The organism is Shewanella halifaxensis HAW-EB4, from assembly GCF_000019185.1.
Lineage (GTDB): Bacteria > Pseudomonadota > Gammaproteobacteria > Enterobacterales > Shewanellaceae > Shewanella > Shewanella halifaxensis.
The window spans coordinates 3,564,333-3,586,664 of sequence record NC_010334.1 but is presented as its reverse complement, the minus strand read 5'-3'; the positions used below and the strand labels follow the sequence as shown (position 1 = coordinate 3,586,664).

18 protein-coding genes and 1 riboswitch are annotated in these 22,332 nt (G+C 43.9%); of the genes, 8 read left to right on the top strand and 10 right to left on the bottom strand.

Translation table 11 applies throughout. The features are described 5' to 3' along the window. Window positions 1–7: 7 nt before the first annotated feature. From rcsF to SHAL_RS15235, 4 genes are all read right to left on the bottom strand, one after another. On the bottom strand, window positions 8–391 hold the full coding sequence (rcsF, locus tag SHAL_RS15250) for an Rcs stress response system protein RcsF (protein WP_012278025.1): 384 nt from the start codon (window positions 389–391) through the stop codon (window positions 8–10). Between the two features lie 138 nt (window positions 392–529). Then, window positions 530–1,924: an amidohydrolase family protein gene (locus SHAL_RS15245; RefSeq protein ID WP_012278024.1), complete on the bottom strand. Its 1,395-nt coding sequence runs from the start codon at window positions 1,922–1,924 to the stop codon at window positions 530–532. A 2-nt stretch (window positions 1,925–1,926) separates the two neighbouring features. Further along, entirely contained in the window at window positions 1,927–4,971 is a 3,045-nt protein-coding gene (locus SHAL_RS15240; RefSeq protein ID WP_012278023.1) for an amidohydrolase family protein, read from the bottom strand. A gap of 159 nt (window positions 4,972–5,130) precedes the next feature. Next, entirely contained in the window at window positions 5,131–5,523 is a 393-nt protein-coding gene (locus SHAL_RS15235) for an H-NS histone family protein (protein WP_012278022.1), read from the bottom strand. A gap of 345 nt (window positions 5,524–5,868) precedes the next feature. On the opposite strand from SHAL_RS15235, the gene SHAL_RS15230 reads away from it, so the two are divergent. From SHAL_RS15230 to SHAL_RS15220, 3 genes are all read left to right on the top strand, one after another. After that, window positions 5,869–6,618 carry an electron transfer flavoprotein subunit beta/FixA family protein gene (locus tag SHAL_RS15230; protein WP_012278021.1) on the top strand — a complete coding sequence of 250 codons (750 nt, stop codon included), beginning with the start codon at window positions 5,869–5,871 and terminating at the stop codon, window positions 6,616–6,618. Continuing rightward, window positions 6,618–7,541: an electron transfer flavoprotein subunit alpha/FixB family protein gene (locus SHAL_RS15225; protein WP_012278020.1), complete on the top strand. Its 924-nt coding sequence runs from the start codon at window positions 6,618–6,620 to the stop codon at window positions 7,539–7,541. The genes SHAL_RS15230 and SHAL_RS15225 overlap by 1 nt, the downstream gene beginning before the upstream one ends. 196 nt (window positions 7,542–7,737) lie before the next feature. Next, window positions 7,738–7,959: riboswitch (Lysine riboswitch) on the top strand. 79 nt (window positions 7,960–8,038) lie between these two features. Beyond that, window positions 8,039–9,619 carry a Na+/H+ antiporter NhaC family protein gene (locus SHAL_RS15220; RefSeq protein WP_012278019.1) on the top strand — a complete coding sequence of 527 codons (1,581 nt, stop codon included), beginning with the start codon at window positions 8,039–8,041 and terminating at the stop codon, window positions 9,617–9,619. Between the two features lie 208 nt (window positions 9,620–9,827). Here SHAL_RS15220 and SHAL_RS15215 read toward each other — a convergent pair whose 3' ends face one another. Further along, window positions 9,828–11,963 carry a M3 family metallopeptidase gene (locus SHAL_RS15215; protein ID WP_012278018.1) on the bottom strand — a complete coding sequence of 712 codons (2,136 nt, stop codon included), beginning with the start codon at window positions 11,961–11,963 and terminating at the stop codon, window positions 9,828–9,830. 378 nt (window positions 11,964–12,341) lie between these two features. On the opposite strand from SHAL_RS15215, the gene SHAL_RS15210 reads away from it, so the two are divergent. From SHAL_RS15210 to SHAL_RS15185, 5 genes are all read left to right on the top strand, one after another. Beyond that, window positions 12,342–12,920, top strand: coding sequence for a thymidine kinase (locus tag SHAL_RS15210; RefSeq protein ID WP_012278017.1), 579 nt, complete (start codon window positions 12,342–12,344; stop codon window positions 12,918–12,920). Between the two features lie 408 nt (window positions 12,921–13,328). Further along, entirely contained in the window at window positions 13,329–14,696 is a 1,368-nt protein-coding gene (locus tag SHAL_RS15205) for a DUF3137 domain-containing protein (RefSeq protein ID WP_012278016.1), read from the top strand. Further along, complete coding sequence (locus SHAL_RS15200) at window positions 14,683–15,945, top strand: DUF3137 domain-containing protein (RefSeq protein WP_012278015.1); 1,263 nt, start codon at window positions 14,683–14,685, stop codon at window positions 15,943–15,945. The genes SHAL_RS15205 and SHAL_RS15200 overlap by 14 nt, the downstream gene beginning before the upstream one ends. A gap of 118 nt (window positions 15,946–16,063) precedes the next feature. After that, on the top strand, window positions 16,064–16,630 hold the full coding sequence (locus SHAL_RS15195; RefSeq protein WP_012278014.1) for a LemA family protein: 567 nt from the start codon (window positions 16,064–16,066) through the stop codon (window positions 16,628–16,630). A gap of 912 nt (window positions 16,631–17,542) precedes the next feature. Next, on the top strand, window positions 17,543–18,520 hold the full coding sequence (locus SHAL_RS15185) for a transposase (protein WP_012278012.1): 978 nt from the start codon (window positions 17,543–17,545) through the stop codon (window positions 18,518–18,520). A 221-nt stretch (window positions 18,521–18,741) separates the two neighbouring features. Here the strand turns inward: SHAL_RS15185 and SHAL_RS15180 are convergent, their stop codons facing one another. Genes SHAL_RS15180 through SHAL_RS15160 form a run of 5 tightly spaced genes read right to left on the bottom strand, consistent with a single transcriptional unit; the run spans window position 18,742 to window position 21,944 of the window. Then, entirely contained in the window at window positions 18,742–19,008 is a 267-nt protein-coding gene (locus SHAL_RS15180; protein WP_012278011.1) for a hypothetical protein, read from the bottom strand. Next, window positions 18,998–19,966 carry a PA3715 family protein gene (locus SHAL_RS15175; protein ID WP_012278010.1) on the bottom strand — a complete coding sequence of 323 codons (969 nt, stop codon included), beginning with the start codon at window positions 19,964–19,966 and terminating at the stop codon, window positions 18,998–19,000. The genes SHAL_RS15180 and SHAL_RS15175 overlap by 11 nt, the downstream gene beginning before the upstream one ends. A 21-nt stretch (window positions 19,967–19,987) precedes the next feature. After that, the gene (locus tag SHAL_RS15170) at window positions 19,988–20,887 is read right to left on the bottom strand and encodes a hypothetical protein (RefSeq protein WP_012278009.1); all 900 of its coding nucleotides are present in this window, start codon (window positions 20,885–20,887) and stop codon (window positions 19,988–19,990) included. Between the two features lie 2 nt (window positions 20,888–20,889). Beyond that, window positions 20,890–21,591, bottom strand: a complete 702-nt coding sequence (locus tag SHAL_RS15165; protein ID WP_012278008.1) for a hypothetical protein — start codon at window positions 21,589–21,591, stop codon at window positions 20,890–20,892. Window positions 21,592–21,632: 41 nt separating this feature from the next. After that, a complete protein-coding gene (locus tag SHAL_RS15160) occupies window positions 21,633–21,944 on the bottom strand; it encodes a hypothetical protein (RefSeq protein WP_012278007.1) in 312 nt (103 codons plus the stop codon). Window positions 21,945–22,332: the final 388 nt, after the last annotated feature.

Sequence of the window (22,332 nt, the reverse complement as noted above, 5' to 3'; positions counted from 1 at the left end):
TAAATAATTACTGTTGGTTGTTGGTTGTAACAATCGCTTGGCCAACACAAAGCGCGCGGCTAACACAGTTCTGGCTGGTTTCTTCAATTAACAAACAGTTTTTGATCAGCAGACCATTGGCTTGTTTGTCGGCAGCGGCTCGGCGGGCAAGCGTACGCGCTTCACTGATAGAGGCCGGCGCATCATTTTCTGATACTTGGCAGGTTTCACCTTCTACTAGCCCTTTAATTTCAAACGGCCCTACAGGTTGCACTGCTCCCTCATAAATAGTGACATCCGACGCCTTAAAATAGTCGTTAATGGCATCGCTGTCTAAATTACTGTTAAAGGTGTACTCACCCGCACAGCCGCTAAGTATAAGGATAAAAGCTGATGGTAATAGGTATTTCATGGTGGCGGGCCTGTTTTATTATTGAGGTTTAAATGCCGTTACGACAACTCTAGACGGGACACAGCCATCAATAAAAAAGTGCTCATAAAGAACACTTTTTCACGGTTTAGGCTTAAGTCGCGCTATAAGTTTGAAATTCTAGCGCTTTAGATACTTTTGATAAAGCTGTTGATGACGATTATTAAGATCAATTTTACGGCCATCGATATAGATTGACTCAATACCTGCCTGCATAGGATCTAAGATATCGCCGCTTGCTAGGATAATATTGGCTTTAAACCCTGGGGCTATGGCGCCCATATCATCGATATCCAACACTCTAGCGGCATCTAGGGTGATGCTTTTAAGTGCTTCTTCCTTTGTTAGGCCATAAGCAACGGTTTGCCCGGCTGCAAAAGGCAGGTTACGGCTGTTCCAGTCTGATGAAAACGCTAGTGCAAACGGCACTTGTGCCTGCTTTAACAGTGCTGGAATTTTAAAGGCTAAGTCAATCGGCTCATCGTTGCGTTTGGGCAGCGTCAATGTTTGGTTATAAATCACTTTGGCATTCACTTCTGCTAAAGCATCGGCGACGCGCCACGCATCGTAGCCACCCACAATGACGATGCTAAAGCTGTAAAGCTTACTTAGCGCAATCGCTTCTTCAATCTGCTTTTGTGACTGCGCATGGATAAACAGTTGGGAGTTACCTTCATATAAGGGAGCAAGCGCCTGCCAACGAAGATCTATCTTGTTGACTTTGCCTGCTTTAGAGGCGAGTTGATAGCGTTGGCCATCTGAAAATGCGCTGTAGACGGTATCGACTCTGCGCTTTAGATCCGCTAACTGCTCTTTACGCTTATCAGCTTCTTTCGATAACCAGCGAATGTGGGGCCAGTATAGATGAAACTGCTTATTAGACTTAACTAAGGCGTCTTCAACGGTCCAACTATCCATGGCGACCAAAGCAGACTGGCCTGCCAGACCATCACCTTGTGGCACCACTTGTGCGTGAGTAATACCGTTAACGCGCACCGTTGGAATGATCTCGGAGTCTGGGTTAAATGCGCTAATAGCTTCTAACTGTGGATTGATATAACCCACTTCATAGGCATCATTACTGGGGCGCATCATCTCGACTTCAATCAACCCCATGGTGGTGTCCAGCGCAATTAATCCTGGATACAGGTGTTTACCCTTGGCATCGATGATTTGAGCGCCAACAAGCAGCTGCGTATAGTCCTGGCTCATTGAGGAGTTTAATGGCGTGTTTGATGGGGCATTTGATGAGGTATGTGACAGACTGTTTGTTGCAGGCTCTATTACTTCAGTTTTAGCTGCATCTAAGTCTTGCGCCACGGCGATCACTCTACCATCGGCAATCAGTACGTCGCTGTCTTGCATTACCCCATTCGTGACGGTGTGCACCGTTGCGTTAGTAAACAATATTGCCTGGCTTTGTGCCTTTGCCGGTAGCATGTCATGGGCATTTGCCATTAGGCTTAAAGGCAGAGCAATTAGCACGATAGCTTGTTTTAAAGTGTGATTAAACATGATTACAGTGCTCCTTTAGCCGATTGCTGCCATGCATTGAAATGGGTATCACAATGCCATTCAGGCTCGGTTAACTCCATCGGTGTTTCACCTTGTTTATGGGCATCATCGCTTAACAGTACCTTTTGGATCAGGGCGGCGCGCTCATTGGCAACGTCAAGCTGGGCTATTTTGTCTTGCTCACGGCTAAAGTAGCGGCGGCCGCTAATCCAAGTCGAGTCGACCTTGGCATAAACTGAAAGCGGGGCGTTATCCCACAGTACAATATCGGCTTGCTTACCTTCGACCAGTGAGCCGACCTGTTCTTCAATACCGAGTTGAATCGCGGGGTTGATGGTGATCATCTTCCACGCATCTTCAGCAGACATACCGCAATACATCATAGACTTTGCCGCCTCCTGGTTAAGGCGACGCTGCATCTCATAGTCATCAGAGTTGATACTGGTAAGCACACCTTTGTCTTGCATTAAGCAGGTATTTTGCGGAATGGCGTCATAGACCTCAAACTTGTAGGCCCACCAATCGGAGAAAGTAGAGGCATGTGCGCCATGTTTGGCCATCTCATCGGCGACCTTATAGCCCTCAAGAATGTGAGTGAAGGTGCTGACCTTAAAGTTGTAAGCCTCGGCAAGGCGCAGGAACATTAAGATTTCAGATTGCACATAAGAGTGAATGTGGATATTGCGAGTTTGCTCCAGCACCTCGGCAACTGCCTCTAAGCGGTAGTTATACTGCGGCGCGACTGTGCGTCTGCGCTCGCTTGAACGCATCTTTTTGTAATCGGCTTGAGCTTTTCGGTAGGTAAGGGCTTCATTGAAGGCTTCGCTAAACAGCGACTTTACGCCAATGCGACTCTGTGGAAAGCGGCGGGTGTAATCATCGCCCCAGTTACTCTGCTTAACGTTTTCACCTAAGGCGAATTTGATACTCGCTGGCGCACCGTTAAACTTAAGCGCCTCGGCATTATCGCCCCACTTAAGTTGTATAATTTGTGCTTGGCCACCAATTGGGTTAGCGCTGCCGTGAAGAATTTGAGCGGTAGTCACACCGCCAGCAAGGCCACGGTAAATAGCAATATCATCGGGGTTGATCACATCGCCAATACGCACCTCAGAGGTAATCGCATCGGTCCCTTCATTAGTGCCGCCATTGAGGGCGATATGGGAATGTTCATCGATAATACCGGCAGTAAGGTATTTGCCTGTGGCATCAATAGTGGTGTAGTTAGAAGGTGTTTTAAGGTTTTGACCTATCTGTTCAATTTTGCCACGAGCAATAATCAAATCACTATTAACTAACACGCCGCTCTTATCAGATGTCCAGATAGTGGCATTTTTAATATGCACTTTAGCAAGCTTTGGCTGTTCATTTAAGCCATACGCCACATTGGGGGTGGTCTGCCTAGAGACAAGCTCTACCTCGTTAATATCGCCATTTTCACTGTTATCAGTAGTGGCTATCGGCTCAAGCTTTATTCCGCCAAACGGTATGGTTTGATTATTGCCATCGAGTAACCTGCCTCTTACCCCCTGATTGTCTAACCATAGAGTGAAGCGGCTGATCCCATTAACGCCGGCATCAGACAAGTCGGCACTAAAGGTGAGGCGTCCCAACTGATAATCTAGGTTGGCAAGCTCAATATCATTTTCACCACTAGAGAGCGTGCCGCTCAGGGATGGAGATTGGCTGATATTAAGATCAAAGGTCAATTCTCCTATCTGTAGTTGATAGGGACTATCGAGTAAGGCTCGGTTACGATTGATAACTTGTTGCTCTTCACCCTGTAACCAGATGCTGACGATTTTACCATCATCAAATATATTACCATCGGTGATCACTAAGTCGGCCATAAAGCCAGGCTCTAGCTTACCCGCTAAATGATCTATCCCCGATATTTCTGCCGCATCAGTGGTTAATGCCGCGAGGGCGGATTCTTCAGATAAACCTCTTGCAAGCGCTAATTTCAATCTTGGCCAAAATTTATCGGACTCTATTCCATACTGAGTTAATGCAAATGGAATTTTAGCATTTGCCACCATGGCTAAATTACTTGGAGCACGCTCCCAGTGTCGCAAAGAGGCAAGACTTATCTCTCGCTCACTGTCACCATCAGTTATTTCTGGTGCTGCGGGATAATTAAGCGGTAGAACGAGACTAAAGGGGTAGGACTTTAATTCAGCAAGCCTTGAATATTCATGACCGTTACCAATTAAGCTTCCGCTAAATTCGTGCTCGTTTAATAATTGAGCGGCACGTAGTTGGTTATTGAGGTTTTTAGTATCAAAGATGAAGTGTTGTTTTTTGAGATCCTCTAAACGTTCTAAGGCAATATTAAACTCTAAGCCCTTTCCATCAGCAGAGCGCTTATTTCTATTCTCGTTATACCATTTAGCATCAGAGAAGGTTTGTCTTATTAACGCGATACTACCCATTAATGATTGTGGGTAATCTTGAACGGATGAGCCTTTGTTAAAGGCGATAAACTGACTCGTTTGTGCATTATAAATAACATCGTTAGCCTTCTTATCCGCTAATGATATTGTGACGCCTTGGCCTCTAAATATCCCATCTAAATAACTAGATTGAACACTCGTGAAGCCATTGTTAACCCATTTCTTTGCCTCTTTTTTATCCGGGTAGACATAATTAAACCACTGCATTTGTGAGTGTATTGCGCCATTGCTGGCATTACCACCGATGCGCTTTATTTCATATACTGGACCAGATTGATCTTGGGCTTCTCTTTTGAAGTCGATGGCATATTCTGTAAAGGGATCGATAAAGCCTGAATATATAGTGTGCCCCGACAGATCAATTTCTAATGCTCCCTTGGGGATATCATTATCTTTAATGATCTCTTTAATTTTATTGTTTTTAATCAATAGGGTAGCGTTAGTTAACATTTTGCCAGGAGCTAGCATTAGGTTGGCATGAGTTAATGCTGTGAGTCTTGGGGTGTTATCGGTGAGTTGCTCATTGGCAAGCGCTGCTTGGCTGCATAACAAGCTAAGTAAAGCGATAGGGGCTTTGATTATATGTTTACGCATTATTCTACTTATTATTGTTAGATAAACAGGGAAATGATGAGCATATCCTAACTTATCAATAATGACTAAGCAGTAATTGTAACTTTCAGTGTGAAATTATAACTTAAAAACGAAAAAACCCTGCATGTATAGCAGGGCTTTTAGTTGGTAGACTTGAAATTAGATCAAGAAGTCTTCCATAGTACGGCCGCTTTCAAGCTGGTTTTTAAATACAGTAGGCATACGGCCTTGGCCAGTCCACTGTACCATTTCGCCGTCAACTTCAATTTGATATTTAGCTGGACGAGGAGCGCGCTTCTTAGGAGCGGCTTTAACTGCTGCGCCACCAATATCATCTACAGATAAACCGATTGCTTCCATTTGCTTACGGATCTCTTCGATTTTAGCATTACGCTCAGCCATTGCCTCTTGCTCTTCTGCTTCTTGAGAGGCTTTCTCTTCAATAATTTTTTCTAACTTTACTGACAGTTCTTTTAAATCATTAAGTGATAATTCTTTCACTGCGGCTTTAAAACGACGACCATGCGTCAATATTTCTAGAAAATCGCTCATAATATTTAGATCCAATTAAGAATAAGGTGGGGAATAACGCTGTTGGGATAATGATAGAAACTATTTGGCTGAGGATCAAATATTATTTTTGAATTATTTATATCGTTAATTAAAGTTAATATGAGTAATGGAAGTAATATAAGCGGTTAATAAATGTTTTATGCCTGTTTAATTCAAGCAAATGTGATGTAGTGTCAAGCTGGGTGAACAGGTGTTTGAAACTCGGTTGACGTTAACGTTAACAGCACGTAAAGTGGCTTTAATTTCGGTAATCGTAGTTGGGCATTATATTGCTGCTAGGTTACTTAATTTCGATCATTATAAGAGACGTAAGAAGGAAGCCCTATGAAAGTATTGGTGCCAGTTAAACGTGTCGTCGATGCCAACGTAAAAGTCAGGGTTAATGCTGACAATACAGGCGTTGATACCGCAAACCTAAAAATGGCGATTAACCCTTTTTGTGAGATTGCCGTTGAAGAAGCCGTTCGTTTAAAGGAAGCAGGAAGCGCCTCTGAAATAGTCGTATTAAGCGTTGGACCTAAAGCCTCGCAGGAGCAGCTAAGAACTGCACTTGCATTAGGAGCCGATCGCGCAATCCATATCGAAACCGATGAAGACCTTGTTCCGCTATCAATTGCTAAGCTTATTCATGCTGTACAGCAAAAAGAGCAAGCTCAGTTAGTTATTCTTGGTAAGCAGTCAATTGATGGTGATAACAATCAAACCGGCCAAATGCTCGCCGCTATCGCTAAGATGCCTCAGGCAACATTTGCCTCTGAAGTTAAGTTCGATGGCGATAAACTTGTAGTGACTCGTGAAATTGACGGCGGCCTACAAACCGTTAATTTGTCGTTGCCAGCAGTCGTGACTGCGGACCTTCGTTTAAACGAGCCGCGTTATGCCAAGCTGCCCAACATTATGAAAGCTAAGCGCAAGCCGCTTGAGACGTTTACCCCTGCGGATTTTGACGTCACACTTAAATCTCATCAGACAATTATTAAAGTGACACCACCAGCCCAGCGCAGTGGTGGTGTGATGGTAGCGTCTGTAGAAGAGTTGGTTGAAAAGTTAAAGAATGAAGCGAAGGTGATCTAATGGCAATTTTAGTATTAGCAGAACACGATAACGCCAGTCTAAAACTGGATACCGCTAAGGTCGTTGCATGTGCCGAAGCCATCGGTGGGGATATAGACCTATTAGTTATCGGTCATAACTGTGGTTCAGTGGCAAGCGAAGCTCAAAAACTCAGTGGTGTACGTAATGTCTTAGTGGCAGACGCGCCAGCATACGCGAATCATCTGGCTGATAGTGTATCTGAGTTGATGCTGGAAATTGCATCCGATTACCAACATATTCTTGCCGCAGCTTCAAGCTTTGGTAAAGACGTCTTACCTCGCGTAGCAGCACTTTTAGATGTGTCTCAGCTTTCAGAAGTGATTGAGGTCGTCAGCAGTGACACATTCGTTCGCCCTATATACGCGGGTAACGGTTTAGCGACAGTGCAGAGCTTAGATGATAAAAAAGTGATGACAGTGCGTTCTAGTGCGTTTGATGCAGTAGCAGCAGACGGTAGTGCAGCACTAGTGACGCTTTCGCAAGCGTTTAGCTCACAGGTTGAGTTTGTTGCTCAAAGCCTGACTGAATCAGAGCGTCCTGAGCTGGGTAGTGCATCAGTTGTAGTCGCTGGCGGTCGTGCTTTAGGCAATTGCGAGAACTTCGCTATGTTAGAGCAACTTGCTGACAAGCTTGATGGTGCGGTTGGTGCATCTCGTGCAGCGGTTGATGCAGGCTTTGTAGCAAATGATTTACAAGTGGGTCAAACGGGTAAAATAGTTGCGCCTGACTTATATATTGCCGTCGGTATTTCGGGCGCGATTCAGCACCTTGCTGGTATGAAAGACTCAAAGGTGATTGTGGCCATCAACAAAGATCCTGAAGCGCCGATTTTCCAGATAGCAGATTACGGTCTTGAAGCCGATCTATTTGAAGCGGTACCAGAATTATTAGCCAAGCTTTAATGTAACCCTTAAAGCCAGAACAACGCTTACACAGTGTGGAAATGTTATGCACTGATAGTTGAGTTGTTAATGGCTATAAGTTGCATTTGGTATTATTGGTGATCTGTGTCACGATAAGCGGCTTTAGGGTAGCATCCCTAAAGCCGCTTATGTTTTTATGTCTGTCACGCTTTTTGAGCTAGGCTTAAATTGCGTCCTGAGAAGTAGAGGTGCATTAAATATGAGTATCGATAAGTAGGGTGATGCCGCTGAGCTATCGAGAAAGGATTTAATGCCGAAGTGACATAGCATATCGGGGCTAGTTGCTGGGGCTGTGACCAAATAGGGACAGCACTGCCATAGTATTTCTTATCTGGAAGATAAGAATTTTTATATTAATGACGAACCATTAATATGGCTATGGAGCGCTACTGATAGGACAGGTGTAATCAGATATCTATTGCTATATCCCACCAGTTCAGTCGGCCTCCATTCGTATTTAGCGAAGAAATAAAAAAATGACAATTATAAGCTATGCCGATTCGGCTCTATCGCTGCTGCCTCCGGTAGTTGCAATCGTACTGGCGATGTTAACGCGTCGTGTCTTACTCTCTTTGGGGCTAGGGATTTTATTGGGAGCGCTACTGCTTACCGATTTCTCTGCACTGCAAACGGGTCAATACTTAAGTGATAAGGTATTAAGTCTCGTATGGGATGATGGTGCTTTTAATAGCTGGAATCTTTATATTCTAGGTTTTCTAGTATTGCTCGGCATGATCACTGCGCTGATCACCGTGAGTGGCTCAGCTAGAGCCTTTGCCGATTGGGCTCGTTCTCATATCCGCAATAAACGTGATGCTAAACTGCTGACGATGTTCCTAGGTTGTGTGGTGTTTATTGATGACTACTTCAACAGTTTAGTTGTTGGTAGTGTTGCAAGACCACTGACCGACCGTTACTACATCTCTCGTTGTAAGTTAGCTTACTTGCTGGACTCGACTGCTGCGCCTATCTGCGTGATCTCACCAGTTTCAAGCTGGGGTGCCTATATCATCGCCTTGATTGGTGGCATTTTAACGGCGCACGGTTTTGCCGATACAGGGCATCTGAGCATATTCGTGCAGATGATCCCAATGAACTTCTATGCGATTTTTGCACTCTTGCTGCTACTTTGTGTTGCCTTGATGGGATTAGATGTTGGCCCTATGCGTCAACAAGAGTTAAATGCGCAGAAAGGACATCTTTATGACGAATCTAAAGGTTTACCACCTGGAGCGAATTCAGGCCTACCTGAAGCCGATACTGGCAAGATCATGGGCTTATTCCTACCTATCGCGGTATTAGTGTTTGCGACTTTTTACTTTATGGTTAGCAGCGGCAGCGATGTTCTAACCGCTAAAGGCTTAGAATTTAGCTTGATTGGTGCATTCGAAAATACCGATGTCGGTTCATCGCTGTTCTTCGGTGCGTTAATAGGTTTAGCGGTAACACTTGCTTTAGTCATTTACCAAGGCGTGGCTAAGCCAATGATCGCTAAAGGCCTGTTTGAAGGTGCGAAGTCTATGCTACCTGCCATCTATATCTTGCTGTTTGCATGGACGATTGCGGGTGTAATTGGTCAGCTTGAAACGGGTAAATATATGGCGAGCCTAGCTACAGGCAATATTCCATTTGCTATGCTTCCAGCGGTACTATTTGTGCTAGCGGGTCTAACGGCATTTTCAACCGGCACGAGCTGGGGTACCTTTGGTATCATGTTGCCGATTGCTGCCGATATGGCGATGGGTAGCCACACGGGAATGATGTTACCTATGTTGGCAGCGGTATTGGCTGGTGCGGTATTTGGCGATCACTGCTCGCCAATCTCCGATACTACAATCTTGTCGTCGACGGGTGCCAACTGTCACCATATTGACCACGTGATGACACAGCTACCTTATGCGTTAATCGTTGCGGGTATTAGCTTAGTCGGTTACATCGTACTTGGCTTTACTGAGTCTGTGATGGCTGGTTTGGTTGCCTGTAGCGTGTTGTTTGTGATCAGCATTATAGCACTGCGTATTAAGGCGTGTTCGCCAGACAGCCAGTGTAAGCAATAGCGTAAACAGTTTAGGCCATAATATCGGCAATGATGATTGGAATTTGATGGAGTAATCCATTTGACATAGAAAATCATTCGATAAAAAAATCCGCTCTATTAAGAGCGGATTTTTTGTTTTCAGGTCATGCAATTCAGGCCATGGCTTAGCGCTTTGTACTCATCTCACTGTTCAATGACAGTAATACGGAGCCTATCGCGTTAAGAGCCTAGTCTAAACCACGACGCTTAAGTAGGGCGTCAGTAGTTGGCTCTTGGCCTCTAAAGGCTTTGTAGGCATCCATAGGCGCGACGGTGTTACCTACTTCACGGATTGTTTTTCTAAACTTCATGCCAATCTCACGATCAAGCCCACCTTGTGTTTGTACGTAAGCAAACGCATCGGCTGCTAAAATCTCACTCCACATGTAAGCGTAATAACTTGCCGAATAGCCACCAGGGAAAGCGTGGGCAAAGTAAGTTGATTTATAACGTGGTGGTACCGCTACCAAGTCGACGCCGTGCTTTTTAAGGGCGGCAGCTTCAAAGCTGGCGACATCTTGCAGTGGCGCACCGGCCTTAAGAGTATGCCACTCTAAATCCACAAGCGCTGCAGACATGTACTCTAAGGTGTCGAAGCCCTGGTTAAAGCTACGAGACTTAAGCAGCTTACCGAGTAACTCCTGTGGAATAGGTTCACCCGTTTCATAGTGTTTGGCGTAGTTGGCTAGCACTTTTGGATGGGCCGCCCAATCTTCTTCGAAAGTCGATGGGAACTCGACAAAATCTCGTGATACCGCTGTGCCAGACAGTGTCGGGTAGACAACTTTTGAGAACATACCGTGGGTGCCATGACCCATTTCATGGAACATAGTTGTCACTTCATCGTAACTAACAAAAGTTGGCTCGCCTGCTGGGGCCTTCTTAATATTCATCACGTTAACCACAACCGGTTTGCTATTCAGCAATTCTGATTGAGTTACAAATGAGCTCATCCAAGCGCCGCCGCGTTTGCCTTCACGAGAGAAGTAGTCAGCATAGAAGATTGCCATACTGGTGCCATCTTCATCGAACATCTCGTAAGCTTTTACGTCAGGGTGGTAAACTGGCAGATCGGGACGCGGCGTTAAACTTACGCCGTAGAGTTCTTTTATCGTAAAGAACACGCCATCCTCCAAGACACGGTCAAACTCGAAGTAGGGGCGGGTTGCACTTTCATCTAGGTCGAACTTCTCTTTGCGTACTTGCTCTGCATAGAAGGCCCAGTCCCAAGGTGCTAATTCAAAATCACCACCAGTTTTGTCAATCATCGCTTGAATGTCAGCAGCTTCTTTTTGGGTGTTTTTGACAACAGCAGGCACCATAGAACCAAACATCTTATAAACGGCTTCAGGCGTCTTAGCCATCTGCGGCTCTAGGCGGTACTCAGCCCAGTTATCATAACCGAGTAGTTCTGCTCGCTCGGCGCGAAGCTGGGCTAGGCGCGCAACCAAAGATGCGGTTTCATTCTCACCCTCAAGGCCACGGTTGGCCGAGGCTTGCCAGATCTGCTGACGCAGCTCTCGGTCTTGTAACTGCGAGAGCACAGGTTGGCGAGTCGTGTTAGTGAGATTGAGCTGGTATTTGCCTTCTTGACCATTAGCTTTCGCATCAATTGCGGCGGCCTTAATCGCACTGTCTGATAAGCCTGCAAGTTGCTCTTTAGTATCGACAACGACCGCGATCTCTTTGGTTAGACGCATTAAACGCTGAGCAAATTCATTAGTCAGGGTAGATTGCTCTTCATTAAGCACACGGATCTGCTGTTTTTGATCTTCTGTAAGCTTGGCTCCGGCGCGAACAAAGCGCTTGTAGTAAACTTCGACTAAACGGTTCTCTTCTGGCGATAAACCTAGGTTGGCACGCTGGTTATAGAGTGCCTCTATGCGTGAAAACAAAGCCGGATTGAGGTTGACGTTATCTGAGTGAGCCGCCATTTTTGGGGCCATTTCACCCTGTATTTTACGCAGTTCAGGGTTACTGTTTGAGCCGGTTAAGTTATAGAAAACTTTTGAGGTACGGTTGAGCAGTTCGCCACTTTTTTCCATCGCCACGATGGTATTTTCAAACGTTGCCGCCTGTGGATTGTTAGCTATCGTCAAGATCTCTTGATAATGCTCTTCGATCCCTAGCTCTAACGCGGGTTGAAAGTGTTCATCTTTTATCTGAGTGAAGTCTGGCGCTTCATATTGTAATTTGCTTGCTTGCAGGAATGGATTTTGGCTTTGCACCATCTCTACACTTGAGTTTTGAGTTGGCGTCGTTGATGAGCAGCCGCTCAAGGCTAGGGTTGCGGCAATAGCCGCTGCAACGAGTGTCTTATGCATTGATTTTGACTTCCTTTATTATAATTGTGCTTCTAATCTAATGTTTGCGTATTAAAAGTGTCTTAATTTGAGCTATTTTGTGCATCAATGCAGGGTTTTGTGTGCGTTTTGTAGTGTTTGTCACATAATGTGGCTATGAGTAAATAGATGTTTACACTATGGTTTATACCTCTTTCAATATTTAAAATAGTGAAATTTTGCCGCTTAAATCAAATTCTAAGCCGTACCGACCAAAATTCACTAAAATAGAAGTACTTTGTCAGGTGTAGATTTTTATTACTTTCCCGTTGATAGGTGTCACTGAATGGTGTCTGTAAGGTGATTTTTTATTGTGAATAGTGCTAAACTAGGCGTGAACTCACCTTTAAGGATTTTAGTTTGGCGCAGCTATATTTCTATTACTCAGCCATGAATGCGGGTAAATCAACTTCGTTATTGCAGTCTTCTTATAATTACCGCGAACGCGGTATGCATACCTTAGTCATGACAGCCTCAATAGATGACCGCTATGGTGTGGGTAAAGTGGCTTCTCGTCTTGGTATCGAAACCGAGGCGCAAGTATTTGGTAGTAATGACAATCTTACTCAGATGATCAGCACTAGCCATGCAGACAAGACCTTACACTGTATCTTAATTGATGAATCTCAGTTTTTAAGTAAAGAGCAGGTGAAACAGCTGACCTATGTGGTTGATATCTTAGATATCCCGGTGTTGTGCTATGGCCTTAAAACCGATTTCCAGGGTGAGTTGTTCAGCGGTAGCCACTATTTACTCGCATGGGCAGATAAGCTGGTAGAGCTTAAAACCATCTGTCACTGCGGCCGTAAAGCCAACATGGTGGTACGCCTCGATGGCGATGGCAAACCGATGCGTGAAGGTGAGCAGGTGGCCATTGGCGGTAACGAAAGTTACGAGTCTGTATGCCGAAAGCATTTTAGAGAATTTATCTGGGATTAGGCTTTATCGCCCCTAGAGGATAAGAGAGGCTAACACTGTCAAGGTGTTAGCCTTTTTTAATGCCTATTTACTTGAGATAGGATTATAAGTGGGGCTTTTGCTACAGCGTCTTATTTACAAGAAAGTTGCTCGTTGCTCCTAATTGCCTAACAAGAGCTGTCCAATAAGAGCCGTCTGAACACCACTAAGGAATTAGGATCCTTACTCACTTCCTACAGTATATCGGTGCGGCTCCTTTTATCGTACCTTGAGTATTACTGAGTTTGACAAAAACAGAATAATTAAAAACTTGAACATAATTATAGAGTAAGCGACTTAAGTCTCTGTCGTTATGGTCGCTTTTCAGTATAATCCGCCATATTTTTGGCCCTAAGGCCTGTTGTTGACCTAATTGTAAAAGGACTCTCAATGCAGCATAACCGATTGGTCGCACAACATATCGACAAGCTTCGCAAAGATGTTGACGCCGCTACCTCTCAAGATGAGCTTCTCGAAGTCATCACCCAAGTTAAACACCACCCTGGACCGTTAGATTACCGCGATAAGATAACGCACGGCATTAAGTGGTTATTGGTCGCAGCCAGCGTCTTGTGCATCATTCTCATATTCATGCGCCTTGGTTATGACGAGATTGAAATGCTAGCCAAGCTTATTATCGATGACTCTTGTTATTGGCTCCCAGTAGCGCTGAGCACATTGTTAGTCAGTTTTTGCCACGAGCGCGGTTGGCTGCCTGTACCTATGCCTGTTAACTTTGCACTGCTGGTAGCGGCAATGGTTGCTGTTACGCTATATGTACCTGAGTGGCCGAAAATCTATTGGGCGCTGATGTATGGCTTTGGCTATGTGATTAGTGTAGGCGAAATTGACGATCATCAATTTTCGTTGTGGTTTGTGTTGGTTATTGCCAGCTCACTCACTTGGGTGTGGCTGGATTATCGTGCCAATTGGCGTAAACACCTTTCAGATAAAATATTCCTGCGAGACGCGCTATTTAATAATGGCTTAAAAGAAACTAAGCTTGCAGCGGAAGATAAAGCCTGTGCGCTCGAAAAACAGTTTGCAGAGTTTCGTCGTGGTAATGGCACCCGTGATATACAGCAGATGTTTGAGGGGCATTATCAAGGCGAGCAGCACAGCTTTAATTATAAGCTTTATCACTTTCAATATACGGTAAAACGCAGCCAAACTAGCTCAGATGGTAATGGTGGTTATAAAACCAAGACCGTGTATGAAGACCGTCATCGTTACGGCATTTTACTCGACTTTCCTTTTGCTAAAGGCTTATGTATCGATGCCGAGGATGAGGTAAAGCTAAAAGGTTCGGTTTACCAAGAAAAGTATCACACTGAATCGAATGCATTTAATGATATTTTTCGAGTACAGGCCTGCGATAAACTCACCGCGGCACGCTTTTTAACCCCTGCGATGATAGAAACGCTACTCGATCTCAATCGTCACTTTATCTCGCCTATGGTGGAGATCGCCCCTGATGGTCGTTTGTGTATAGCCTCTACCAGTAAGCTAATTATTGAAAATCGTAAACATTCACTGGTAAAACCGGATGAATTTTATAAGGAAATAGCGGGTCATACAGAGCTAAAGCGCGTGCAAAAGCTACTCGAGGCGATACATGAACTAATGCGTCTATCTGATAATAATTTTGTAAGTGATACCCGTTTTGTTAGCGATACACATAAAGCCGCCAATCTCACACAAGTAACGCAAGCAACACCAGTAAAAGATACGGAGATCAACACGCATGCTTGCTCATAATGCTCAAGTGACTCGCAATATTGCCGCGATCCGCACCGATGTCGAAGCAGCAAAGAGCCAAGACGATCTACTCGCATTAGTCCGTAGAGTCGAGCATCACAAGGGGCCGCTCGATTATAGTGATAACTGGTATCGTTTTTTCTGTGCAATTTCGCTGTTCTTTGCTTTACTGCCTATCGCTTTTGAGCTGGGATTAGTGGTACCAGACTTTGTGATGCAAGTTCTCAGCAGTGCACTTCGCTACAGCGTTGTTTGGTATCCGATGTTAGTGCTAGCAACGTTAACGCGTTATTTTGAGGATAAAGGCAAGCGCTTACCAGTACCAGGTCCTATATGGGGCAGAATGCTACTGATGGCAGCTGTTGGCGCCGCACTGCAACTAATTCCGCAGTGGCCATATTGGTATTGGGATTTTTACTTCGATAGCTTGGCCTCATTTTTAGGCTTTTGGTATCCGAGCTCAGGATTTGCAGTGCACAACGGCATGATTGGTGTGTTAATGCTGTTTTGGCTTAGAACCCGAACGAAGTGGCGCAATAAGCTGTCGGATAAAATCTTTTTAAAAGACGCTTTATTTAATAATAATTTGGAAGCCGTCCCATTTGAGGGCAAAAAGCTGGCTAAAGAGCTGGAAGGCAGCTTTAAGGAGTTTGACCGCGGTAATGATCTGCGAGAAATTCAAAGCCTGTATAAGAGCACTTATCAAGGCGATATTCATCAATTTGATTACCAGCTCTATCGTTTTCATTACGTTATAAAGCGCACTGAGACCACCACAGATGCCGATGGTAAAAGCACCACTCGAACGGTGAGAGATAGCTATTATCGCCATGGCGTATTATTAGATTTTCCTTTTGCACAGGAGATGAGTATTAGCAATGATTTTGGTATTAAGCGTCGAGGCGAACGCTATAAAAGCGCTTCTAATGAGTTTAATCGCCAATATCGAGTCCATGCCAAAGAGTTGATGACTGCTGCAAGGTTGCTATCGCCTGCGGTTGAGGAAAAGCTCACTGTATTTGCTAAACAGTTGAAAAAGCCAGTACTAGAATTTGGCCAGCAAGAAAGGCTGTGTTTAGCGGTGAGTGATGACCTGTTAGCGATTAAGCGGGTACACGGTTTAGATAACCCTAAAGCCTTTGCTGAAGAATTAGCAGGCCATACCGAGTTAAAGTTGATGAGCAAAGTGCTTGAATTAGTGCATGAAATGATGCGCTTTAGCGATAACAATTTTAAGGCTAGTGCTTAGCTTATTTTAAAAAAGACTTTCAAATAAACACATACAAATAAATACTGACTAATAAAGATTTATACAGTTATTCACAGTTAATAAAAGACAGTTAATTAAAATGTAAAAGGAAACCTAAATGGATAGTTCAGTTATTGGCTTAGTGATAGTGGTTGTTATCATTGTTGCCATCATCATGTTGTACAACGGCATTATTGGTAAACATAATGCGGTAGACCGTGCATGGGCATCGGTACTGACGCAAGAGCGTCAAAAGAATAAGATTATTCCTATGGTCGAGCAGTTAGTTGAGCAATATAAACTGCATGAATCAGAAGTACTGACCAAGGTCACAGAACTACGCAGCGCCATTGCAGAAATGAGTTCTGGTGTTGATACCGCAAAGCTAGCTGCAGCGGAGCAGCGCACCCATGAGTTAATGCAGGGCCTTAAAGTGACGGTAGAGGCTTACCCAGAGCTTAAGGCATCAGAGGTGTATCTGAAGTTGATGGCTGAGATCAGCGAGCAGCAAGAGCAGATTGGTGCGGCTATTCGTATTTTCAACGCCAATGTTGAAGATTTCAATAACGCGATTGAAATGTTCCCCGGTTCATTGATCAATAGCATGTTGGTACGTAAACAGAAAATAAGCAGCTTTAGTGACAGCGAAGCACAAGCGGGGTTTGAGTATCAACCTAATTTATAGGCTATTGGTTAACCAATAGATCATTAACCATTAGTTAGGTGATAGCAGTTAATAAGTTGGCAAATAAAACAATATAAAACGGGCATTAGCCCGTTTTTTGTTTCCTTTAATCCATGACACCCACCTAAAATAGCGGTTTTTGATAGTTCCCTTGAATAAATTTTTTATAGGTGAATGTCTATGATGAAACAAGACTTGTAGGGTATTCTCGCCCCTGTCATTAACTAACTTAAAAACAGAATGAAAGACTACGCTAACTTACTTACATCTACATTGTTCGCATCATACATGGTCACTATTTTTACGGCTATTTTTGTTGGAGGTATCGATAGTAGTTTCATTTTATTAATTGGATTATTTGGCTTTTTGGCGTATGGGGTTACACTGAGCATTATTTGGTATTGTATTCATAAGTTCTTGTTTGATTCCGAACGTAGTTTTTCTGCTCATAGTAAAAGCGCCGCACTAAGCACATGTGCTCTGATAGCAATAAATATAATGGTAATTTTATACGCAGAAATAATTGATGGTTGGTTACTTTGGGTGTTTAAACCTTTTATATTAGCAGGAGCTGTATGTACTTTATTTATCTATAAGAGCATTCACCTTCATGACGGGGGACGAACTTTAGAATGAATACTACTGTTTTAATGCTTTTTGACGGCACATTGATAAACAGATATGGAGAACTTGAAGCCCAACATTGACACCCATTGTAAATGGCATGTTTTTGGCCCTCCTACTAAACTTTAGTGAATGCTGAAGTTGGAGGTTATTATGCCGCGAGCAAGAAGTACCTTAATTAGCCTTGAAGACACGCCGTATTATAAGCCCAACATTGACACCCATTGTAAATGGCATGTTTTTGGTCCTCCTACTAAACTTTAGTGAATGCTGAAGTTGGAGGTTATTATGCCGCGAGCAAGAAGTACCTTAATTAGCCTTGAAGACACGCCGTATTATCACTGTTGTAGCCGTGTGGTTAGGCGCGCCTATTTGTGTGGTGATGATAAATATACAGGCAGGAATTACGACCATCGCCGAGGTTGGGTAGAGTCGCAAATACTGAAGTTAACAGGGGTGTTTGCGATCGATGTTGCTGCTTATGCTGTGATGAGTAACCATCTACATGTCGTACTCTATATCGACCTAGAGACTGTGAATAGCTGGACTGATAGGGATGTTGTTGAACAATGGCATAAGCTGTTTAACGGCACTGATTTAACGCAGAAATTCGCTAAAGGTGATGTGATTGAGGAGTGTATGGTTGCATCGTTAAAGCACTCAATAGCAACATACCGCTCACGCCTTAGTGATATCAGCTGGTTTATGCGTTGTTTAAATGAGCCTATTGCAAGGCAAGCTAATTATGAAGATAACTGCACAGGGCATTTTTGGGAAGGACGCTTTAAGTCACAAGCATTACTCGATGAAGCCGCAGTACTTGCCTGTATGGCTTATGTTGAGCTTAATCCCATCAGAGCCAAGGTGGCTAAGACACCTGAAAAATCAGACTATACCAGCTTGCAACTAAGAGTGAAGGCAGCTCTAAAGTGCAAGCAACCTGCCAAGTTATTGCCCTTTATTGGTAATGAGAGAAAACACCAACCAAAAGGCATCAACTTCTCGCTTGAAGATTATTTAACGCTTGTTGATGAAACGGGTCGAATCATTCGAGATGACAAACGAGGTGCAATCTCCGCTAATGCAGAAAAGATACTGAATAGACTCAATATTCCGAGTGCTAACTGGATAAAAATCACCTCTGAATTTGGCAAACTGTTTCATGGGCCTGTAGGCACTCTGCAGGAGTTAACTTACTATTGTGAACATCTAGAGAAGCGACGACGACACTTCGCGCACAGCTGCGAGTATCTTCAGGCAAGCTAAGCCATTCAAGCAACCCGTTCATTTAGTTTATAGAGTCACTCTATGAGCTGATTCTCTTCGTATAAACTCGACCATTTTACAGCTTACCCCTTTATCCATTTGTATTTTTTGTCACCTTTAGCGCCCCACAAAAAGAGTTAGCCGATAATTTACCACCTCTTGAAATCTAGTGGTGAAAGCTAGCATTATCTTGTTGATTTATAATGGGTGGCTTTGTTAGTTCATTCACCTGCAAAGCTGCCGCCTGTCCATTGTAGATATGCCCCCATGGTGAATTGTTCTTGGTGGGGCAATTGCTTACATACCGCGGCGGTGAATCCTTGAAAATAACCGCTGTCATTTTCCATCGCTTCAATAGCATCAGTGCTGCACACTTGCTTGGCGTAGCTTGCGGGCGAGAATAAAATACAGCAAGTCAAAACAGCTTTACTAAATAGAGCGGGTAATCTGAAGCCTAATGGGTAAATAGAACCGTTGTTAGTTGGCATATTGGCTCTCCGCTTGACTGCTGTTTGGATTTGTTTGCGAAGCGGCTTCATGGCTATTGTTGCTCTCTGTTAAAAAGTTCACCCCAGTTTGGTTTATTTGCCAAAATTCAGCTGCGGGTAATTGTTCGGTGATCACTGGGTAGCGGCTGCCGCTATAGTTAAGCTCAGTGCTAAAGCTTATCTCTTCGGTTTGATCATATTCACCGTCTGTACTGTATTGTTGCCCTTGAGTCACCAATTTTAAATCATGGTAGCCATGGCTGGTGGTGGATAACACTTCAACTCTACCCTGTACGCCATAATGCAGGTAACCCCCACCATTACTGCCTGCCGTATCAGTGCCTTCTAGATCGTAATCCAGCGGCAGGTGTTTAAGCACTGGGCGTAGCTTGTCTCCCTCTTGAACAAATAGGCTAAGAAAACGATTGGTTTTGAAAGCGCGGTACTCATACTCTTGCAGCGATGTGTCGTGATTAGCAAGATCTAATACCAATCCAAGTGCTCTCGTATTGTCATTGAGACGATAACTCGCGCTATCAATACTAATACTATCGGAGTGACTTTTAATTGCGCTGCTTTCTTGGATCACGCCAGTATAGCTAGCTTCAACTTTGTTACTGTAGCGATTGACCAAGAGTACTCGCCATAGATTGCTTGAAAAGCCATCTTCGTCAGATTGATAATATTGAAAATAAGACAGTAATGCTTGCTCTTTGTTATGGGGTAATACTCTACAAACAGTATTGTCTGTGGCTAAGCTAAGACCATACTTTCTGGTTACCAGTGCGGCATCAAAATCGAGTACGCTGCTTAACTGATTTAAGCTGCAATCTTGTTGTTGATTATTCTGTTGATAGCTCTCTTGCTCAAGGCTAGCCTCAGCATAGCTATTGGCATTGAAAGCAATGACTGACTGTAATGCTGTAAATATTATCAATGGTTTAATCATTAGTTTCATCAGTATGCTTTAGCCATTTAATTAGTTAGGGAGGGCGCGATAAATAGTGGTTTTATAGCCACGTACCTGCACGCCATTGCGAAGGGGAATGGAGTATTCGGCCGAAGGCCTGCCGCTATAATCGATATACTGCGGCGTAGCATAATAAAACACCCCTTGATACTGAGCGGGGAGATCCTCTTGCTCTAACAGATCATATTGCAGGTTATAACTGCTGATAGGTAGCGTTCTATTACCGTTACTGTTGTCGTTACTATCGTCGTAAGTAATAACTTCGCCAAGCGTATCAGCTAGCGCTTTATTGGCTCTTTGTGCGCCACCATCTTCTACCCAGTTAGCGATTAACTGACCTGCAGAGTTATGTTTAAGCGGCATTAATATCGTGTCTTTGATAATTGGGATGTTGGTGACTAATGCCAGCTTGTCTTGCTCGCGCAGTAAGTTTTGTACCTGCTCTTCGGTCACTTTTTCTATGTGTGGCGCGTTAATGCCATAAACCAAGTGATCACAAGTTTTATCGCTCAAGCCCTGAGCAAGACATGCGGCGCCCCAGTCCGGCATGCTGATCTCGATTAGCGCGGCGCCGTAACCTGCATATCTAGTTTCAGCGCCCTCAAAGTGGCTGCCAAGAATATGGTAACCAACAGCGCGGCGACTGGCTTGCCAACGTTCATCAAAAGACTCACTACGCTTGCCTTCACAAAGCAGCAAAGGGAAGGGGATTCGATTACCTGCACTAGCAGCTTGATACATGGCTTTGCGTTCATTGTCATCGAACTGGCAACTGCCCAGATCCAGCATTAGTTGCTCTATCTCTAGTCGGTTTTGACTGGGTGATAAGCTACAGCCTGCAAGTAAACTGATACTTGCAATAAAGGTTAACGTTGAGGTTATGCCGGGTACATTTTTTAGAATAAACATGTTTACTTTGTTGACCTATTTTCGTCTGAATTGGCAATAAATCGCCTTGCTTGTTCAAGGCTCATGCCTTTATTGCCTGTGATAGCTTGTGCTCTTAAGGCGGCTGATTGTGCAATAATCTGTTGTAATAATTCATCGGTGAGCAGGGTGTATTTTTGGTAGGTGAAACCCAGTATTGATTTATCACCATATAGCGCGAGTTTGTCTCCCGATTGATAACTATCCCAATCCTCTTTTTTAATGCCGCAGATGTAGTCGTTGCCCCAGAAACGATAACCTCCAAGGTATAGACCACCATCGCAGGTGCGGCTGTAATAGCCAAAGCGTTTATCATCGATGGTGGCGACGATGACGGCTTTTTCGGCCAGCAGGGTATGCAGTAGTACTGGCAGCCCCTTGGCTAGTGAAAAATGTAATAGGAGCGGTAGGCCTATCACCATAGACAGGATCACTTTCAAGGGGTGACGGGGTTGATTGTCTAAGTGAGCTCTCAGCCATGAATTCTTCTGCTTTAACCCCCAGAACATACCAACAAGCAAAACCACAGACAGCACCGCTGAAAATAGGCTTATTTGTTCATAAATCTCATCATCGACTAAGGTACTGCTAAACACCGCAACCAGCATCAAAGCCAGCAACAGCATAAAAATATACGCCAGTAGCTTTTGTAACTTAGTGTTTTTTGGCGCGAAGATATTAGTCATGCCGTTCCTTAGCTTTTAGTGAGTCTCTGAGCCTAATGTTTTTATGATAAAAGGATGGGCAGATTTTGCGATAATAGGTAAAGGATCAAAATGGCAAGCGGGGCGTTTGCCCATAGGCCATAACGGATCGCTTTATAATAAACCTTAGAAAATACCAAACTGCCAATCACCAGTCCGCTTATCCAAATTAAGCATTTAAAGATAAATAGTAGACCTGTGCCGACCCCTTCATGGTCGACACGAACGACACCAATCAGAAAGTTAGGGCCGATAAATTGCAGCAATGGGATCGCAATAACAAACATGGCCTTTCCGAGCTGAGTTTGCATCAATGTTGAGATAGCATTTGGCATCTTGTTATTTGACCTTTTTAGTGTTTGTTATCAATGCTGTATTAAATGGCGTGTTAATCAGTTTCAAATAAAATGCTTTCTAGTGGTATGGATGAAGCTAGGGCTAACTTGCTATTGCTTAAATATTGAATGCGGCACCATATCGATAGTCGCTTTATGTTTGCAAGTGTATGAATTATAAAATGTTATAATGACTTTTGTTTTGTGAGGCTTGTCACGTAGTTGTCTTTAAATTGAATACCCTTGGCTGTTATCTATTCACAATGGCGACGCCATTAAGCCGTATCGTAATCAGCAATAGGATATAAATTAAGGCGCTAACATCAATTTGATAGTTGGATGTAGGTTTTATCGAAGAGCAGTTTGCTAATGGCGGATTACACAAATA

What these genes read in the sequence shown, in the direction of transcription:
- SHAL_RS15170 (WP_012278009.1), bottom strand. Translation starts at nt 20,887, where the DNA reads ATGTTTATTCTAAAAAATGTACCCGGCATAACCTCAACGTTAACCTTT.
- SHAL_RS15230 (WP_012278021.1), top strand. Translation starts at nt 5,869, where the DNA reads ATGAAAGTATTGGTGCCAGTTAAACGTGTCGTCGATGCCAACGTAAAA.
- SHAL_RS15215 (WP_012278018.1), bottom strand. Translation starts at nt 11,963, where the DNA reads ATGCATAAGACACTCGTTGCAGCGGCTATTGCCGCAACCCTAGCCTTG.
- SHAL_RS15235 (WP_012278022.1), bottom strand. Translation starts at nt 5,523, where the DNA reads ATGAGCGATTTTCTAGAAATATTGACGCATGGTCGTCGTTTTAAAGCC.
- SHAL_RS15180 (WP_012278011.1), bottom strand. Translation starts at nt 19,008, where the DNA reads ATGCCAACTAACAACGGTTCTATTTACCCATTAGGCTTCAGATTACCC.
- SHAL_RS15160 (WP_012278007.1), bottom strand. Translation starts at nt 21,944, where the DNA reads ATGCCAAATGCTATCTCAACATTGATGCAAACTCAGCTCGGAAAGGCC.
- SHAL_RS15245 (WP_012278024.1), bottom strand. Translation starts at nt 1,924, where the DNA reads ATGTTTAATCACACTTTAAAACAAGCTATCGTGCTAATTGCTCTGCCT.
- rcsF (WP_012278025.1), bottom strand. Translation starts at nt 391, where the DNA reads ATGAAATACCTATTACCATCAGCTTTTATCCTTATACTTAGCGGCTGT.
- SHAL_RS15240 (WP_012278023.1), bottom strand. Translation starts at nt 4,971, where the DNA reads ATGCGTAAACATATAATCAAAGCCCCTATCGCTTTACTTAGCTTGTTA.
- SHAL_RS15220 (WP_012278019.1), top strand. Translation starts at nt 8,039, where the DNA reads ATGACAATTATAAGCTATGCCGATTCGGCTCTATCGCTGCTGCCTCCG.
- SHAL_RS15165 (WP_012278008.1), bottom strand. Translation starts at nt 21,591, where the DNA reads ATGACTAATATCTTCGCGCCAAAAAACACTAAGTTACAAAAGCTACTG.
- SHAL_RS15200 (WP_012278015.1), top strand. Translation starts at nt 14,683, where the DNA reads ATGCTTGCTCATAATGCTCAAGTGACTCGCAATATTGCCGCGATCCGC.
- SHAL_RS15225 (WP_012278020.1), top strand. Translation starts at nt 6,618, where the DNA reads ATGGCAATTTTAGTATTAGCAGAACACGATAACGCCAGTCTAAAACTG.
- SHAL_RS15175 (WP_012278010.1), bottom strand. Translation starts at nt 19,966, where the DNA reads ATGAAACTAATGATTAAACCATTGATAATATTTACAGCATTACAGTCA.
- SHAL_RS15195 (WP_012278014.1), top strand. Translation starts at nt 16,064, where the DNA reads ATGGATAGTTCAGTTATTGGCTTAGTGATAGTGGTTGTTATCATTGTT.
- SHAL_RS15205 (WP_012278016.1), top strand. Translation starts at nt 13,329, where the DNA reads ATGCAGCATAACCGATTGGTCGCACAACATATCGACAAGCTTCGCAAA.
- SHAL_RS15185 (WP_012278012.1), top strand. Translation starts at nt 17,543, where the DNA reads ATGCCGCGAGCAAGAAGTACCTTAATTAGCCTTGAAGACACGCCGTAT.